This window comes from Salinibacterium sp. CAN_S4 (assembly GCF_015752305.1).
In the GTDB taxonomy this organism is placed as follows: Bacteria; Actinomycetota; Actinomycetes; order Actinomycetales; family Microbacteriaceae; genus Rhodoglobus.
In genome coordinates, this window is the sequence record NZ_JADOVB010000004.1 from 61,933 (window position 1) to 79,395 (window position 17,463).

The 17,463-nt window shown below is 67.1% G+C and carries 13 protein-coding genes and 1 riboswitch; of the genes, 2 read left to right on the forward strand and 11 right to left on the reverse strand.

Going from position 1 to position 17,463, the window contains the following annotated elements; genetic code table 11:
• Nucleotides 1–25 precede the first annotated feature (25 nt).
• Nucleotides 26–130: riboswitch (ZMP/ZTP riboswitch) on the reverse strand.
• Between the two features lie 57 nt (nucleotides 131–187).
• The 6 genes from uvrA to IWX81_RS11005 all read right to left on the reverse strand — a co-directional run bounded on the left by uvrA (nucleotide 188) and on the right by IWX81_RS11005 (nucleotide 9,457).
• Nucleotides 188–2,632 (reverse strand): excinuclease ABC subunit UvrA, encoded by a 2,445-nt coding sequence (gene uvrA, locus IWX81_RS10980; protein WP_334593925.1) that lies wholly within the window; start codon nucleotides 2,630–2,632, stop codon nucleotides 188–190.
• A gap of 1 nt (nucleotide 2,633) precedes the next feature.
• Nucleotides 2,634–6,314, reverse strand: coding sequence for a transcription-repair coupling factor (mfd, locus tag IWX81_RS10985; RefSeq protein WP_199281366.1), 3,681 nt, complete (start codon nucleotides 6,312–6,314; stop codon nucleotides 2,634–2,636).
• Between the two features lie 287 nt (nucleotides 6,315–6,601).
• Nucleotides 6,602–7,186 carry an aminoacyl-tRNA hydrolase gene (pth, locus tag IWX81_RS10990; protein ID WP_199281367.1) on the reverse strand — a complete coding sequence of 195 codons (585 nt, stop codon included), beginning with the start codon at nucleotides 7,184–7,186 and terminating at the stop codon, nucleotides 6,602–6,604.
• A 44-nt stretch (nucleotides 7,187–7,230) separates the two neighbouring features.
• Nucleotides 7,231–7,884, reverse strand: coding sequence for a 50S ribosomal protein L25/general stress protein Ctc (locus tag IWX81_RS10995; RefSeq protein ID WP_199281368.1), 654 nt, complete (start codon nucleotides 7,882–7,884; stop codon nucleotides 7,231–7,233).
• A gap of 188 nt (nucleotides 7,885–8,072) precedes the next feature.
• Nucleotides 8,073–8,909, reverse strand: coding sequence for a hypothetical protein (locus tag IWX81_RS11000; RefSeq protein WP_199281369.1), 837 nt, complete (start codon nucleotides 8,907–8,909; stop codon nucleotides 8,073–8,075).
• A gap of 50 nt (nucleotides 8,910–8,959) precedes the next feature.
• Entirely contained in the window at nucleotides 8,960–9,457 is a 498-nt protein-coding gene (locus IWX81_RS11005; RefSeq protein ID WP_199281370.1) for a gluconokinase, read from the reverse strand.
• A 108-nt stretch (nucleotides 9,458–9,565) separates the two neighbouring features.
• Here IWX81_RS11005 and gndA point away from each other — a divergent pair, with 108 nt between their 5' ends.
• Both gndA and IWX81_RS11015 read left to right on the forward strand, forming a co-directional pair.
• Complete coding sequence (gene gndA, locus IWX81_RS11010) at nucleotides 9,566–11,008, forward strand: NADP-dependent phosphogluconate dehydrogenase (protein WP_199281371.1); 1,443 nt, start codon at nucleotides 9,566–9,568, stop codon at nucleotides 11,006–11,008.
• Between the two features lie 143 nt (nucleotides 11,009–11,151).
• Nucleotides 11,152–11,553 (forward strand): hypothetical protein, encoded by a 402-nt coding sequence (locus IWX81_RS11015; protein ID WP_199281372.1) that lies wholly within the window; start codon nucleotides 11,152–11,154, stop codon nucleotides 11,551–11,553.
• On the opposite strand, the gene IWX81_RS11020 is transcribed toward IWX81_RS11015, so the two are convergent.
• From IWX81_RS11020 to IWX81_RS11040, 5 genes are all read right to left on the reverse strand, one after another.
• Complete coding sequence (locus tag IWX81_RS11020) at nucleotides 11,550–13,253, reverse strand: long-chain-fatty-acid--CoA ligase (protein ID WP_199281373.1); 1,704 nt, start codon at nucleotides 13,251–13,253, stop codon at nucleotides 11,550–11,552. The genes IWX81_RS11015 and IWX81_RS11020 overlap by 4 nt on opposite strands.
• Nucleotides 13,250–14,227 (reverse strand): ribose-phosphate diphosphokinase, encoded by a 978-nt coding sequence (locus IWX81_RS11025; protein ID WP_199281374.1) that lies wholly within the window; start codon nucleotides 14,225–14,227, stop codon nucleotides 13,250–13,252. The genes IWX81_RS11020 and IWX81_RS11025 overlap by 4 nt, the downstream gene beginning before the upstream one ends.
• Nucleotides 14,228–14,295: 68 nt before the next feature.
• Nucleotides 14,296–15,732 carry a bifunctional UDP-N-acetylglucosamine diphosphorylase/glucosamine-1-phosphate N-acetyltransferase GlmU gene (gene glmU, locus IWX81_RS11030; protein ID WP_199281375.1) on the reverse strand — a complete coding sequence of 479 codons (1,437 nt, stop codon included), beginning with the start codon at nucleotides 15,730–15,732 and terminating at the stop codon, nucleotides 14,296–14,298.
• A gap of 143 nt (nucleotides 15,733–15,875) precedes the next feature.
• Nucleotides 15,876–16,517: a hypothetical protein gene (locus IWX81_RS11035; RefSeq protein WP_199281376.1), complete on the reverse strand. Its 642-nt coding sequence runs from the start codon at nucleotides 16,515–16,517 to the stop codon at nucleotides 15,876–15,878.
• On the reverse strand, nucleotides 16,514–17,278 hold the full coding sequence (locus IWX81_RS11040; protein ID WP_442977753.1) for a phosphate ABC transporter ATP-binding protein: 765 nt from the start codon (nucleotides 17,276–17,278) through the stop codon (nucleotides 16,514–16,516). Before IWX81_RS11040 ends, IWX81_RS11035 begins: the two co-directional genes overlap by 4 nt.
• Nucleotides 17,279–17,463: the final 185 nt, after the last annotated feature.

Genomic DNA, 17,463 nt, shown 5'->3' on the forward strand with positions numbered 1-17,463 from the left:
CACTCGACGGATAGAACAAAGGTATCCGTTGAGCCCAGGCGTACGGCCCAATCGTGCTGCTGCCGCTGAGACACCAGCGACCGTCGCTCCCCGATGGTTGCCCATCTCAACGCCAGTTGCGACAGGTACAGCTTACGCGAGGACGCAACCTCCGATGCGTGGATGTCGCGACCGGATGCCGGATCGCCTACCCCGTTGCAGCCGGTTGGCGGGCCAGCCAGGCCGCGAGGTGACGTGCCGTGGCACCGGTCCCGCTCGCCACCTCGTGAGGATCGCCGGCCGCCACGATCGTGCCGCCCCTGTCTCCGCCTCCCGGCCCCAGGTCGATCACCCAGTCCGCGTCGGCGATGGCGGCCTGGTCGTGCTCGACCACGACGACGGTGTTCCCGGTGTCCACGAGTCTCTGCAACTGGTCGAGCAGCAGCCTGGTATCTGCGGGGTGGAGCCCGGCAGTGGGTTCGTCCAGCAGGTAAAGGGTGTGACCACGATTCGCGCGCTGCAGTTCCGTCGCCAATTTGATCCGCTGCGCTTCACCGCCGCTGAGTTCCGTGGCCGGCTGGCCCAGCCGCAGATAGCCGAGACCCACCTCACGGAGGGTCTCCAGGCTTCTGGATGCGGCAGGGGTGTCGTGGAAGAACAGCGCTGCCGCGTCGACGGTCATCCCCAGCACGTCGGCGATGGTGCTGCCGCGGTAGGTCACTTCCAGCGTTTCGGCGTTGTACCGCGCGCCGTGACAGGTGTCGCAGGGCGCGTAGGTGCCCGGCAGGAACATCAGCTCGACGGAGATGAATCCTTCGCCCTGGCACGTCTCGCAACGACCGCCGGCCACGTTGAACGAGAATCGGCCGGCGCTGTACCTGCGTCGGCGGGCTTCATCCATCGCCGCAAAGACCTTCCTGACCACGTCGAACATGCCGGTGTACGTGGCGAGGTTCGATCTCGGCGTGCGGCCGATGGGCCGCTGGTCGACCACCACCAGCCGGTCGACAGCCTCCACACCGGAGACGCCGGCAACGTCGAGCTCGAGCGCGGCTTCGTCGGGGTCGTCGACCCCTGCACCGAGGCGATCGCGCACCACCTGCGCCAGTACCTGCGTCACGAGGGTGGACTTGCCGGAGCCCGACACTCCCGTGACGGCGGTCATGACGCCGAGCGGCACGTCGACCGTGACATCACGGAGGTTGTGGCGGCTGATGCCGCGAAGTCCTATCCATCCCGTCGGCGTTCGCAGCTCGTGCGCAGCCCTCGCCATTGTCGGGAAGAGATAGCGGGCCGTGACCGACTCCTGAACGTTCTCGAGCCCGTCCACCGGGCCCGAATACACGACGTGTCCGCCGCTCTCCCCCGCGCCCGGGCCGATGTCGACCACCCAGTCTGCGCGCCGAACCACGTCGAGGTCGTGCTCCACCACGAACAGTGAGTTGCCGGATGCCTTGAGCCTCTCCAGCACGTCGAGCAGGGGCTCAGCGTCGGCCGGGTGCAGGCCCGCCGACGGCTCGTCGAGCACGTAGATCACCCCGAACAGTCCCGACCGCAACTGGGTCGCGATCCGCAGTCTCTGCGATTCGCCTCCGGACAGCGTCGTGGAGTTTCTCCCCAGGCTGAGGTAGCCGAGCCCGAGGGCGAGCAACTCGTCCACCCGGCCGATGACATCGGTCGCGATCCGGCTGGCGGCACCGCCGGTCTCTCCGCGAGGGGACGCCTCGACCGACACCAACCCTTCGCGCAGGGCTGCGGCGAGGTCGGCGAGCGGCACCGCGTTCATATCGGTGATCGTGCGCCCGGCGAACGTGACGGCGCGCGCTTCGGGGCGCAGGCCGCTTCCGCCGCAGTCCGGGCACGCGATGCTCTGCACGAATCGCAGGGCACGCTCGCGCATCCGCTCGCTCTGCGACTGAGCGATCACGTGCATCACATGCTTGCGTGCGCTCCAGAACTTGCCGTAGTAGCCGTGATCGACGCGGCCCTCCTCGGGCTCGATCATCACCGAGGGCTGCTCATCCGTGTAGAGCAACCACTCCCGATCCGCGCGGGACAGCCTGCGCCACGGCTTCTTGATGTCGATCCCGAGCCCATGCACGATGCTGCGCAGGTTCGCACCCTGCCACGCTCCTGGCCACGCCGCGATCGCCCCGTCGCGGATGCTGAGGGAGTCGTCCGGCACGAGCAGCTCTTCGGACACGTCATGCACCACCCCGAGCCCGTGGCAGCGGGGGCATGCCCCTGCCACGGTGTTCGGGGAGAAGGCCTCGGCCGCGAGGTGCGAGCCGCCTGACGGATAGGTCCCTGCACGCGAGTACAGCATCCTGAGCAGATTGGACATCGTCGTGATGGTGCCCACTGTGGAGCGGGAACTCGGAGCGCCCCGGCGTTGCTGCAGCGCAACGGCGGGAGGGAGCCCGGTGATCTCGTCGACGTCAGGCGCCCCGACCTGGTTGAGCAGCCGACGGGCGTACGGGGCCACCGACTCGAAGTAGCGTCGCTGGGCCTCCGCATAGAGCGTGCCGAAGGCGAGAGACGACTTTCCCGAACCCGATACCCCCGTGAACGCGACTATGGCATCCCTCGGGATGTCGATATCGATCTCTTTCAGGTTGTGCTCGCGCGCGCCCCGGACAGTGACCCACCCCACGTCAGACAGCTGCCCCGGGAGAGGCCTCCTCCGCGCTCGCCCCCTCGGATGCCACTACTTCGGATGCCACTACTTCGGCACCGAAGATGGCCACGAGCAGGTCGGTGGTCCAGGCGATGAGCTGGGTGTCTGTGGGTTCCGGCGGCAATGGCACCAGAACGGCGGCCGCTGCGGCGTGGTAGCGCGCTCCCGGGTACATGCGCTGCAGCCGCACCTGGATGGAGTCGGCGAGGTTCGCCGGCGCGATCCGCAGCTTGTCGCCCATGACCACGACTTCGCTGAGCCCGGATTTCTGCGCCATGCGGCGCAGTCGCGAGACGGCGATGAGGTTGGCGACCTGTTCCGGCGGCTCACCGTAACGGTCCGTGAGCTCCTCCATCACCCTGTCGATGCTGTCGGTTGTCGCTGCCGGAGCCGACGCCGTCGACAGCTTCTGGTACGCCTCGAGCCTGAGCCTCTCGCTCTCGACGTAGTCCTCGGGGATGTGCGCGTCGACGGGCAACTCGAGCCTGAGCTCGGTCTGCCCCTCCGCCACGTCGCCGCGGAAGGTCGAGACGGCCTCGCCGATCATCCGCAGGTACAGGTCGAAACCCACCCCCGCGATGTGCCCGGATTGCTCGCCGCCGAGCAGGTTTCCCGCTCCACGGATCTCGAGGTCCTTGAGCGCGATCTGCATGCCGGCGCCGAGTTCGTTGTTGGCGGCGATCGTGTTCAGTCGCTCGTGCCCGGTCTCGGTGAGCGGCTTCAGTTCATCGTAGAGGAAGTACGCGTACGCGCGCTCGCGGCCACGACCCACCCGACCGCGCAACTGGTGGAGCTGCGACAGCCCGTACTTATCGGCCCTGTCGATGATGAGGGTGTTGGCGTTGGCGATGTCCAGCCCGGTCTCGATGATCGTCGTCGAGACGAGCACGTCGAACTTGCGCTCCCAGAAGTCGACCATGACCTGCTCGAGCACGTGCTCGGGCAGCTGGCCGTGGGCCACGGCGATCCGCGCCTCAGGCACGAGCTCTGCGAGCTGGTTGGCGACCCTGTTGATGCTGGAGACGCGGTTGTGCACGTAGAAGATCTGGCCCTCGCGCAACAGTTCGCGCCTGATCGCAGCACCCACCTGCCGGTCGGAGTACGGGCCGACGAAGGAGAGGATCGGATGGCGATCCTCCGGAGGCGTCGCGAGCGTCGACATCTCCCGGATGCCGGTGACCGCCATCTCGAGGGTTCGCGGGATCGGGGTGGCTGTCATCGCCAGGATGTCGACGTTGGTCTTCAGCTTCTTCAGCGCATCCTTGTGCTCGACGCCGAAGCGCTGCTCCTCGTCGATGATGACGAGACCGAGGTCTTTGAACGCGATGTTCTTGCTGAGCAGGCGATGCGTGCCGATGACGACGTCGACCGTGCCGTCCTCCATGCCCGCCATGGTCTCCTTCGATTCCTTGTCGGTCTGGAACCTGGACAGCGCGCGGAGGTGCACGGGAAATCCGGCGAATCTCTCGGCGAACGTTTCCATGTGCTGGCGCACGAGCAGCGTGGTCGGCACTATCATCGCGACCTGCTTGCCATCCTGCACGGCCTTGAACGCGGCGCGCACGGCGACCTCGGTCTTGCCGTAGCCGACGTCTCCGCTGAGCAGGCGATCCATCGGGATCGGCCGCTCCATGTCGGCCTTGACCTCGTCGATGGTGGTGAGCTGGTCGGGGGTCTCCGCAAAGGCGAAAGCCTCTTCGAGTTCGCGCTGCCACGGAGTATCCGGCCCGAAGGCATGACCCTTCGACGCCATTCGCGCGCTGTAGAGCTTCACGAGCTCGACGGCGATATCCCTGACGGCCTTGCGCGCCTTGCCCTTGGCGGCGGCCCAGTCGCTGCCGCCCATCTTGCTCAGCGCCGGGGCTTCGCCACCGACATAGCGGCTCAGGAGGTCGAGCTGGTCGGTGGGAACGTAGAGCTTGTCCCCGGGGTATCCACGCTTATTGGGCGCGTATTCGATCACCAGGAACTCGCGCTGCGTCTTGATCGCGTTGCGACCACCGGTCGACACCTCGCGCTGCACGAGCTCTACGAACTTGCCGATGCCGTGAGTGTTGTGCACCACGAAATCGCCGGCCTTGAGCTGCAGCGGGTCGACGACATTCTTGCGGCGGCTCGCGAGCTTCTTCACCTGCCGGGTGTCGTAGCCCGCCGTGCGACCGTAGAACTCGCTCTCGCTGAACAGGGCGAGCTTGATATCGGCGAGCTCGAAACCCTGGTCGATGGATGCCTGCACCAGGTATGCGACGCCCGGTTCGGCCTTCGCGGGGAACTCGTCCACCGCGCGACCGGCGAGCTCATGCTCGGCAAGCACGTTGGCCGTGCGCTCCACGAGACCGGCGCCCTCGGAGACGATGGCCACCGACCAGCCATCCCGCAGAAGCTCGCCGACGTGCCCGAGAGCACCGTCCGGCTGGCCCGCGAAGTTCGGGACGGTGCGAGCTTCGACGCGCACATATGACTCCAGGCCCGTCGCCTCGAGCTCCTTTTCGAACCGACGAAGCGTAGCTTCGTCGGCGCTGGCGTCGCTGAATCGCTGGCGCGATTCTCCCAGCTCCAGCGCGCCGGAATCGAACGCGCTCAGCGTCCACCACAGGCGGTCGCCGGCCGACTCGCGCAGCCTTGCGAGAGTGACGAAGTCGCCAGCGTCCAGGTCGATCGGAGCCTCGGCTCCGGCGGTCGCGGCATTCCACGCTGCACTGAGGAACTCGCGATTCGTTTCGGCGAGATTCACCGCGCGCGTCGCAACCTTCTCCGGCGAGAGCACAGCGATCGCGGCATCCTGAGGCAGGTAGTGGGTGAGGGGCACGAGCCGGTCGACAAGCGCCGGCGCGAGCGACTCCATGCCGTCGACCGGGATTCCCTCGCCGATCTTGGCCAGCATCGTCGACAGGCTGGGAAACTCGTGCTGCATCTCGCGGGCACGCTGGCGCACGCTGTCGCTCAGCAGCATCTCCCGGCTCGGGGGCAGCTCGGCCTCGGTGATCTCCGTCGGCAGGGAGCGCTGGTCGGCGACCGAGAATTCGCGAACCTGCTCGAGTTCGTCTCCGAAGAATTCGAGGCGGAGCGGATGCTCGTCGGTCGGCGCGAACACGTCGACGATGCCGCCGCGCACAGCGAACTCGCCCCGCCTGGTCACCATGTCGACTCGCGCGTACGCGAGGTCGACGAGGCGGCGGCTGAGGTGCGCGAGGTCGTAGCCGCGACCGCCCTTCACGAGCGAGATCGGTTCGATGGTGGTGAGGTTGTCGGCCAGGGGCTGGAGGGCCGCCCGCACGCTGGCGACCATGACGAACGGCGTCTTCTGGTCACCGGCAGTCCAGTTGCGGATGGCACGGAGGGCAGCAATGCGCTTGCCCACCGTCTCCGAACTGGGGCTCAACCGCTCGTGCGGCAGGGTCTCCCACGCCGGGAACTCGACGATCGTGGCGCTCGGCAGGTAGCTCGCCAGGGATCGACGAAGCGCCTCGGATTCCCGACCCGTCGCCACGACCGCGAGCAGCGCCCGAGGGCCGCCCTTGCGCGACAGGAGTCCGGTAAGAAGAGGGGCGCGGAGCCCGTCGACGAGAGAGAAATCGGCGCTTCTGGCGCCGAGAGAAAGTGCTTTCTCGAACGTCCGGGCGCGCGAAAGGGCCGGGATAAATCCTTCGAGTATCACCGGACAAGTGTACGCCGCGCCACTGACAGCGGGCTGCGTGCGAGCTGCCGTCGCGCGGCCAGGCGCCCGACCCCACCGGTGCCCGTTGCCCGCCCCCGTTGCCCGCCCCGGTGCTCACCCCCGGTGTTCGTAACTCCTGCAGGGAGCGTCCCGCGATCGCGCATGACCCCGGAACTCCGCGCACGCGCCGGCCGGTGGCAGGCGAACTGCAGGAGTTATGAACGCAGCGGCTGCGCGGGCAGCGGCTGCGCGGGGCTGCGGCGGGGCGCCGGCCGTCGGCGGGCGAACTACGGTCGCGCGGTGTGGAACTTCAGCTGGGCTGCGGTGAGCCCGTCCGTGGCGATGAGTTGCGTGGCGTCCGCCGCCTCGTCGAGGAGGTTGGGCAGGGTTGCGCGCTCCTCGCCCGTGAAATCGCGCAGCACGAAGTCGGCAGCAGGCTGGCGGCCGGGCGGCCTGCCGATCCCGATGCGCACCCTGGTGAAGTCCCCGGTGCCGGTGGCGGCGATGATGTCCCGGATGCCGTTATGACCACCGTGACCGCCGCCGAACTTGAGGCGCACCGAGTCGAACGGAATGTCGAGTTCGTCGTGGAGCACGATCAGCCGGGACGGCTCGATCTTGTAGAAACGCAGCAGCGCTGCGACCGGCCCGCCCGACACGTTCATGAACGTATTGGGCTTGGCGAGCACGAGCTTAGGCCCAGCCGGGAAGCTGCGGCCCTCGGCAACCGAGGCGTTGGCCCTGTGGTTCTTGAAGCTCGACGACAGCCGGTCGGCGAGCTGGGCCAGCACCATCTGGCCGACGTTGTGGCGATTTCCGGCGTAGCCGGGCCCGGGGTTACCGAGCCCGACTACAAGCCAAAGGTCATCCACAGGCTGCGCCTTACGTGAGAACCAGATCGGCCGAAACCCTCGGACTACTCGGATTCCTCGGCAGCGGCGTCGTCGCCCTCGGCAGCTTCTGCGCCCTCGGCGCCCTCTTCGGTCTCCGGCTCGTCGCCGAGGTCCTGCTCGACCTCGCCGGTGATGCCGACGATGAGGGTCTCCTCATCGGTGACCAGCGTGGCGCCGGTCGGCAGCGTGAGGTCTTTCGCGAGGATCTGCGAGCCCTCCTTGAGGCCCTCGACAGAGACGACGACGTTCTCGGGGATGTGGGTTGCCTCGACCTCGAGCGACACGGTGTTCGCGTCCTGGTTGATCGTGGTTCCTGCAACCGGCTCACCCTCGACGTGCACGGGGATGTCGACGATGACCTTCTCGCCCTTGCGGACGACAATGAGGTCGATGTGCTCGATGATCTGGCGAACCGGATCCTTCTGCACATCCTTGACCAGTGCGAGCTGGATGGTGCCCTGGATGTCGAGCTCGAGAACCTGGTTGGACTTACGCAGGATCAGCGCGGTCTCGTGGCCGGGCAGGGTGACGTGCTTCGGCTCGGTTCCGTGGCCGTAGATGACCGCGGGGATCTTGTTCTGCGCGCGGATCTTGCGGGCTACGCCCTTGCCGAACGTGTCGCGCACCTCGGTGAGGAGGTAGTTGGTGTCTTCAGACTGTGCGGCTTTCTTAGCCATGATGTTCTCCATAACGGGCAGGTGCCCAGATCGTATTCAACTCGAACGCATGATTGCCAGCGTGAGGAAAAGCCCAATGCACTTAAGATCAGTGACTCACCCGCCGCGTCGATAACGGAACCCGCAGGTTCCCTCGCCGAAGTTCAGTGCACGATCTTACACGGATTCGGGGGCGAACCCCCAGCCGGTCATCGCCAGCGGCGGGAGCGCAGCAGGGTGCCGAAGGCGGCCGCGAGCAGCAGCATCCCGAGCAGGGCGAGGTTGCCGTTCGGAGCCGCGAACTGCACGGTCACGCTCAGCTCCCTCGAGACCTGACCGGCGATGGATGCCAGTTGCCCCGGTTCTGCGAGCCCGAAGAAACCGATCCCCGCTATCGCCAGGCCGAGCACGGCAAGGCCGACTGACGACCAGCGCAGGGTCAGCACAGCCAGGCCGACGAGCACGGTCCCGACGAGGAGCAGCACGGCTCCCGTGGGGTTGAACCCCCCGGTCGCGAGCACGACGAGGTCGGTGTAGACCAGCCCGCCCCCCATGAAGGCGAGGAGCACGCCCATGGGTCCGGCGACGATCGCCACGATCACGCTGGCGGCACGCGCGACGGCACCGGGCTTCTGCGAGCGACCGGTCAGCGCTGCCAGCCCGGTCACGACGAAGACGATCCCGGCAAGCATGCCGATGCCGGTGGAGACCGAGTAGAGCATTCCATCGCCCACCGTCGAATCCCTGCCGAACGCCTGCGCGATGAGTCGGATGAACGGGAGTGAAGGATCCAGCACAGCGACGAGCCCGAACAGCAGATGGATCACGCCCACGGTCATCACCCCGACCGACGACATCGCCACGCTCAGCATGGCCACCGCGAGAAGCATGAGCCCCCCGACCACGAGCGGCAGCGCGAGGGGATCCGTGGTCCGGTCGAATCGCACGGCTTCCCTCATGAGCACGGCACCGCCCTGCCAGAGCGCCGCGTATCCCAGCGCAGTCGCGACCAGCGAGACCACGACACTGAGGGCGGTTCTGACCATAGTCAGAGACTAACGAGCGGGCTCCGGCGCGCAAGAGTGACGCGGGGTGATTAGTCGAACAGTTCGCGCACGATGCGATCGACGATCGCCGCAGGTGCCGGAGCGATGTCGACGGTCACGCCGGGTTCACCGGCGTCGAGCGGCTGGAGAGTGGCCAGTTGGGAGCCGAGCAGCGATGTCGGCATGAAGTGGCCCTCCCTGTGCCCCATCCGCTGCGCGAGCAACTCGGGAGATCCATGGAGATGCACGAATCTCGAATCCCCCGCCTGTTTCAGGATCGCCTCGCGATAGCTGCGCTTGAGCGTCGAACAGGCCACGACGATTCCCGGAGCCGGTGCTGCCGCGATCACGTCGCCCACCACCGCGAGCCACGGCCAGCGGTCAGCGTCGGTGAGCGGATGTCCCGCCGCCATCCTGGCGACGTTGGCGGGCGGATGCAGGGAGTCGGCATCCACAAAACGGATCCCGAGTCGTTCGGCGAGCAGTTCACCGATCGTGGACTTACCGGAGCCACTGACCCCCATGACGACGATCCGTGGTGTGCTCACCATCTCAGGCTAGCCGGACGGTCTAGCCTAGAAGTCGGCTTCTGCCTCACACGGCACTACCCCTCAACTCGCACTTCCCCCTCGACTGGCTTTTCTCAAGGAGACACTGTGGCACAGGCAAATATCGGCGTTGTTGGACTCGCAGTGATGGGAAGTAACCTCGCCCGCAACCTCGCCAGCCGCGAAGGCAACTCTGTGGCGATCTTCAACCGCTCCTACGAGAAGACCGAGACCCTGCTCACCGAGCACCCCGAGGCCGAATTCGTCGCGTCGAAGACCTACGCCGAATTCGCTGCCTCCCTGTCGAAGCCGCGCACCGCGCTGATCATGGTGCAGGCGGGCAAGGGCACCGACGCTGTCATCGACGAGCTGCTGGCCGTGTTCGAGCCGGGCGACATCATCGTCGACGGCGGCAACGCGCTGTTCACCGATACGATCCGCCGCGAGAAGGCCGTGCGCGAGACCGGCATCAACTTCGTCGGCGCCGGGATCTCCGGCGGCGAGGAGGGCGCGCTGCTCGGGCCGTCGATCATGCCCGGCGGCTCCGACGAGTCGTGGGTCACGCTCGGCCCGATCCTCAAGTCCATCGCCGCCGTCGCCGAGGGTGAGCCCTGCGTCACCCACGTCGGCCACGACGGTGCCGGCCATTTCGTGAAGATGATCCACAACGGCATCGAGTATGCCGACATGCAGCTCATCGCGGAGGCCTACGACCTCATCCGCCGCGGAACCGGCAAGACTCCCGCCGAGATCTCCGAGATCTTCACCGAGTGGAACAAGGGCGAGCTCGAGAGCTACCTGATCGAGATCACCGCCGAGGTACTCAAGCAGGTGGATGCCGACACCGGGCGTCCACTCGTCGACGTGATCCTCGACCAGGCCGGCTCCAAAGGCACCGGAGTGTGGACTGTACAGACCGCCCTCGACCTCGGTATTCCGGTCTCCGGTATCGCGGAAGCAGTCTTCGCCCGCTCGCTGTCGTCCAAGCCGGCCCAGCGCGACGCCGCCGCCTCGCTGCCCGGCCCGTCGTCGCAGGTCGCCGGAGATGACGAGTCATTCATCGAAGACGTGCGGCTCGCGCTTTACGCATCCAAGGTCATCGCATACAGCCAGGGATTCGACGCGATCGTCGCCGGCGCCGAGCAGTACGGCTGGGACATCCAGAAGGGTGAGATCGCGAAGATCTGGCGCGGAGGCTGCATCATCCGTGCGCGCTTCCTGAACCGCATCACCGAGGCCTACGCCGAGAACCCCGGCCTCGTCGCCCTCGTGACCGCGCCGTTCTTCGTCGACGTGATGGCCAGGACACAGGATGCCTGGCGCCGGGTCGTCTCCGGAGCCGCCCAGTCCGGCATCCCGACTCCCGCATTCTCGTCGTCGCTCGCCTACTACGACGGACTGCGTGCCGACCGCCTGCCCGCCGCCCTCGTGCAGGGCCAACGCGACTTCTTCGGCGCCCACACCTACAAGCGCATCGACAAGGATGGCACCTTCCACACGCTGTGGAGCGGCGACCGCAGCGAGATCGAGTCGGCGGGCAGCTCGCACTAACTCCCTTTCATCATTCAGGAGGTTGTGGGGCTGGAGTTGCTGAGGTGGCAGGTGCGACCTCGTGTGAAGCAGAAGTCACTCCAGTCACGTGACCTCCTGAATAATGGATGGCGCGGAGCCGCGGGTGACACAATGGAATGGCCATGGCATCCCCCGCAGACAACTCCCCCGAGTACGACGACGAGCCGGAGCTCGCCGGCTACGAACCGCACGGCGACAGGCCGCTGCGCAGCCCTCACCTGCTTACCGTGATGCGGGTGGTGGTCGTCGTCGGGCTCATCGGGCTGGTGCTGCCGGGCATCCTGATCGGCGTGTCGACAGCCAACAACACGGCGCAGCGATCGTGCGCGATCTACACGAGCTATCTTTCGCCGGAAGCGGTGAATTTCTCGGCGAGGTTCGAACTGGTCAGCGCCTCCGGCATGGGCTGGAACTGTTACGCGGTCGGTTTCGGCGGCACCGAGACCCTGCTGGCGAGCATGGGGATCATCCCCGGCGGCGCGCGACTGCCGGCGGGCCCGGACGTGTCGACCAGCGACTCCTAGAGAGCGGTCAGCTTCTCGCGCACCTCGCGACGCAGCACCTTGCCGATGAGCGATCGGGGTAGTTCGTCGACCTGGTAGACGCGACGGGGCACCTTGTAGGCGGCGAGGTTCGACCTCGCGAAGTCGCGGATCGACTCCTCGTCGAGCTTCGCGCCGGCCACGAGCACCACGGCGGCGGCGACATCCTCACCGCTGTGCGTGCTCGGCAGGCCCACGACGGCGACATCCGAGACATCCGGATGCGCCCGCAGTGTGTCTTCGACCTCGCTCGGCGCGACGTTGAAGCCGCCCGTGATGATGAGTTCCTTGATGCGGTCGACGATGCGGACGAACCCTGCCTCGTCGACAGTGACGATGTCGCCGGTGCGGAACCAGTCGGCACCGTCGTCGGAGGTCGGGACGAAGACGGCAGCCGTCTCATCCGGCTTCTTCCAGTACCCGGAGAACACCTGGGGGCCGCGCACGATGAGCTCGCCCTCTTCACCCGGAGCGCGATCGACGGTCGGGTTCTCGGGATCGACGACCCGCACTTCGGTATTGGGCAGTGGAAGACCCACGGTACCGGCGACCCTGGTGGGGCCGACGGGGTTGGCCATCAGCACGGGACTGGTCTCGCTGAGTCCGTAGCCCTCGACGAGGTATCCGCCCGTCTCCTGCTCCCACGGTTCGACTACCGCGGCCGACAACGGCATAGCTCCCGAGATGGAGATCTGGATGCCCTGAAGCGAGACACCCTTCTCGTAGGCGGCGGCCTGCAGCCGCTGGTAAATCGGCGGCACGGCCGGCAGAAATGTCGCCGGGCGCTTCTTCGCGACGGCGAGCACAAGGTCGGGGTCGAACTTCGGGAACAGCACAAGGCGCGCGCCCATGCTCATCGCGAACGTCAGGCACAAGGTCAGCCCGTAGGCGTGGAACATCGGCAGGACCGCGTAGACCACGCAACCCTCGCCACGCGTGACGGTCGGCACCCAAGCCCTGGCCTGGGCCGCATTCATCGTGAGGTTGAGGTGGGTGAGGGTGGCGCCCTTGGGGCTGCCGGTGGTGCCGCTGGTGTACTGGATGAGCGCAACGTCAGCCGCGTCCGGGCGGACGATCTCGGGCTTGATCGGCTGAGACTTCAGAAGGTCATCCCACACGACGGTGCCGCGGACGCTCGTCGTCAGCGCTGCGCGTGATTCGCGGGCTTTGCTGATCGGCAGCCTGAGCAGCGCCCTCGTTGCGAAGGGCATCGCGCGCGTGACATCCACAGAGATGATCGTGTCGACGGCCACATCGGCCGGGAAGGCCTGGATCGTGCCGACGACGTTGTTCCACGCGATGACGACCTTCGCGGCGTGGTCTTCGAACTGGTGGCGCAGCTCGCGCGGGGTGTAGAGCGGGTTGTGCTCCACGACGATCGCGCCGATGCGCAGCACCGCGTAGAACGCGACGATGTGCTGGGGGCAGTTCGGCAGTACCAGTGCGACGGTGTCGCCCTTCTGCACGCCGAGCAGCCTGAGGCCTTCCGCGGCTCGCTCGATCTGCATGCCCATCTCGGCATATGTGGTCTCGCGACCGAAGAACTCGAGGGCGACGTTGTCGGGGAACTCGGCGATGGATGCCTCGACCAGGTCGTACAGCGAACCCGTGGGCAGTTCCAGCTCCTCCGGAACACCTTCTGCGTATGAGGCGAGCCAGGGGCGAGGGGTGGAGATGGTCACGCGGCTCCGTCGAACATGCTCGTCACGGATCCATCGTCGAAGACCTCGTGGATGGCGCGGGCGAGCAGCGGAGCGATCGGCAGGATGGTGAGCGTGGGGAAGCGCTTCTCTTCCGGGATCGGCAGGGTGTCTGTCACGACGACCGAGTCGATGGAGGCGTGCTGCAGCAGCTCTGGCGCGGGAGAGGAGAAGATCGCGTGGGTTGCCGCAACGACGACCTTCGTCGCGCCGGCGGCCTTGAGCGCTTCGGCCGCCTTCACGATGGTGCCGCCGGTGTCGATCATGTCGTCGACGAGCAGGCAGACGCGGCCAGCGACGTCGCCGACGATCTCGTGCACCGTCACCTTGTTCGGGATGAGCGGGTCGCGACGCTTATGGATGATGGCGAGCGGCGCACCGAGCTTGTCGCTCCAGATGTCTGCCACCCGCACCCGGCCCATGTCCGGCGAGACGACGGTGAGGGTGGAGGGATCGAGGATCCGCTGGAAGTGCTCGAGCAGCACGGGCATCGCGAAGAGGTGGTCGACGGGCCCGTCGAAGAATCCCTGGATCTGGGCGGCGTGGAGGTCGACGCTCATGATCCGGTCGGCGCCGGCCGCCTTGTAGAGGTCGGCGATCAGACGGGCGCTGATCGGCTCGCGGCCGCGACCCTTCTTGTCCTGGCGGGCGTATGGATAGAAGGGCGAGACGACGGTGATGCGCTTGGCCGAGGCGCGCTTGAGGGCGTCGACCATGATGAGCTGCTCCATGAGCCACTCGTTGATGGGGTCGGTGTGCGACTGGATCACGAACGCGTCACACCCGCGGACGCTTTCGTCGTAGCGGGCGTAGATCTCACCGTTGGCGAAGGTGCGGGCATCCGTGTGCACGATGCTTGTCTCGAGCTCGGTGGCGATGTCGATGGCGAGCTGCGGGTGGGCCCTGCCGCTCACGATGACGAGCCTCTTCTGTCCGGTGATCTTGATCTCGGACACAGTCCCCGCTCTCTGCCGACACATCGTCGGCGTTTGTCTTCGCCAATCTTATCGGCGCAGACCTGTCGCTAAACCTCCGGGGTGCCGGATGCCTCGGCCGCCGCTCGCGCTGCTGCAGTTCCTGCGCGGTTGGCCTCGACCCATCCACTCATGTTGCGCTGCGGTGCGACGGTGATCGCCAGCGATCCCGCCGGCACATCCTTGCGCACCACCGTGCCGGCTCCCGTATAGGCGCCGTCCCCGATGGTCACGGGGGCCACGAACACGTTGTGCGAACCCGTGCGCACGTGGGAACCCACGACGGTGGCGCTCTTGTTAACGCCGTCGTAGTTGGCGGTGATGGTGCCGGCGCCCACGTTCGACTGCTCCCCCACGGTGGTATCGCCGATGTAGCTGAGGTGCGGCACCTTGCTTCCGGCGCCGATCGTCGAGTTCTTCGTCTCTACGAAGGTGCCGATCTTGCCGTCTGCACCGAGATACGTTCCGGGACGCAGGTAGGCGAAGGGGCCGACACTGGCACCGGCGCCGATGACGGCGAGCGTGGCATCCGTTCGCTTGACCACGGCGTTCTCGCCGATCTCGCAGTCGACGAGCGTGGTGTCAGGACCTACAGTCGCTCCGCGCTGGATGAGCGTGGCGCCCTTCAGCTGGGTGCCCGGCAGCAGTTCGACGTCTTCGGCCAGGGTGACATCGGCGTCGATCCAGGTCGTCGCGGGATCCTGCACCGTCACACCCCCCACCTGCCAGCGGCGCACGATCAGGTCGTTCATGCGGCGGGATGCCTCGGCCAGCTGCACGCGGTCGTTGACTCCGCTGACCATCCAGCCGTCGCTCACGGGCACGGCAGTCACGACGGATCCGCTCGCGCTCAACATCCCGACGACGTCGGTGAGGTACTTCTCGCCCGCCAGGTTCTGGGTTCCGACGAGCGGAAGCTGCACCCTCAGCTCCCCCACGCTGAACACGTAGGTTCCGGAGTTGATCTCGGTGACGGCCCGCTCTGCGTCTGTCGCGTCTTTCTGTTCCACGATGCGGTCGAGTGCGCCGTCCTCGTTCCGGATGACGCGGCCGTAGCCCGTGGCGTCATCGAGTACGGCAGACAGCAGTGTCGCGGCCGCGCTGGCGGCGCGGTGCTCGGCGATCAGCGCGGCGAGGGTGGGGGCATCCAGCAGCGGAACATCGCCGCTGACCACGATCACGTCGCCATCGAAGCCCTCGGGCAGCGCTTCGAGCGCGACCTCCACGGCCCTGCCCGTGCCCGGGATGTCGTCCTGGTCGACGAAGATGACGTCGGGCGCGAGTTCTGAGATCGAGGCGACCACGGTGTCGCGCTCGTGGCGCACGACTGCGATGACGACGCTGGGTTCGAGCTCGCGCGCCGTGGCGAGCACGTGCCCGATGAGGCTTCGGCCCGCGATGGAGTGCAGCACCTTCGGGCGCGACGACTTCATGCGGGTGCCCTGGCCTGCGGCGAGAACGATGACGGCGAGGTTCTGGTCAGTCATGCTGCCATTGTCTCGCACTGCGACGGCTCAGTCTTGCCCGTGACGCGACGCGATAGCCGCCGAGTGTTCCGCTTCTGCGGGCTGGCGCGCTGTGGTGCCAGCAGAAGCGGAACACTCGGCGGTGAATGTCGCGGCGGTGGTCGCTATGTCCGGTCGAGCGCGACCAACCGTTCGGCCCCGCTATCGCCCCAGTAGCAGGTCTGCAGGATGACCGAGCCGCCGAGCCCGTCGGTGGCGACCTTCGCGTAGTCCCCGGCCTGCGCGTCCCTGGCCGCGATCACGGTGTAGGTGCCGTCGAGGCCGACCCCGGAGAGGGTCACGGTGTCACCGATGGACATGCCGAGCACGATGTCACCGCCGCAGTAGTTGTGCTTGCCGACGATGGGCGCGTGCACGCCCAGGTCCATCCGCACCCACAGGCACTGGTCGATCTCGGCCTGGTACCCCGTCGTGTCGATCGCGATGGACCACTCACCCTGCCCGGTCGTCGCCAGGGTCGGAAGAGCGGGTGTTTCCGTCGCAGGCGCTCCGGCTGGCGCAGCCGGCTGCGGCAGCTGGGCTGCGACGATCGGCGGCTCCACGGCGTCCGGGGCGGGGGCCGCGAACGGGGCAGGCGAAGCCTGCTCCACGGCCGCCGGAGGGGCGGCGGGAGTATTACCGGCGAGAAAGCCCAGCCCCGTGCCGATGGCGAGCGCGGCAATCACGGCCGGGATCACCCGCGTGAGCGTGATCCTGCGCCCGGCCCGGTGATACTCGGCGAACGGATCCGGCGCCGCGGGCATCATCCGAATCGGCCATTGACGTAGTCGAGGGTGCGCGGGTCTGTCGGGTCGGAGAACATCACCTCGGTGTCGCCCTGTTCGACGATCGCGCCGGGGGTGCCGAGCGAGGCCAGGAAGAACGCGCAGTTGTCAGACACACGCTGGGCCTGCTGCATGTTGTGCGTGACGATCACGATCGTGACTTCTTTGGCGAGCTCGAGCATCGTCTCCTCGATGACACGGGTGGATGTCGGGTCGAGCGCCGAACACGGCTCGTCCATGAGCAGCACTCGTGGGCGCACCGCGAGCGAGCGGGCGATGCACAGTCGCTGCTGCTGCCCACCGGAGAGGCCGCCGCCGGGCTGGCGGAGCCGGTCGCGGACCTCTTTCCAGAGGCCGGCTTTCGTCAGGCTCGACTCGACGAGCTGGTCTTTGGTGTCGCGGCTCGCCGAGATGCCGGTGAGCTTGAGGCCGGCGATCACGTTGTCGTAGATCGACATCGCCGGGAACGGGTTCGGCTTCTGGAACACCATCCCGATGTCGCGCCGCGCCTGGGTGAGCCTGCGGTTGGCGTCGTAGATGTCGACTCCATCGAGCAGCACCTCGCCCGCGAGGGAGGCTGACGGAATCATCTCGTGCATCCGGTTCAGGATGCGCAGGAACGTCGACTTGCCGCAGCCGGACGGGCCGATGAGCGCCGTGACCTTGCCCGCCTCCATAGTGAGGTCGACGCGGTCGAGCACCTTGCGGTCGCCGAACCAGGCGGAGATCGAGTTCGCCTGCAGGACGGCGAGGGGCGCGTCCGGAAGCGGCGGCGGGGTGTTCGAGGCGAGCTCGCCACCCTGCCACTGCGTCTCGGGAAGCTCGGGGCGCTTCATTACGCCGGTGATGGTGGGCACGTCTGTTGTCGTGTCGTCGACGGGTGCCGGTGGGGCTTCGACCGAAGCCTGTACCTGCTGTGTGGAAGCCT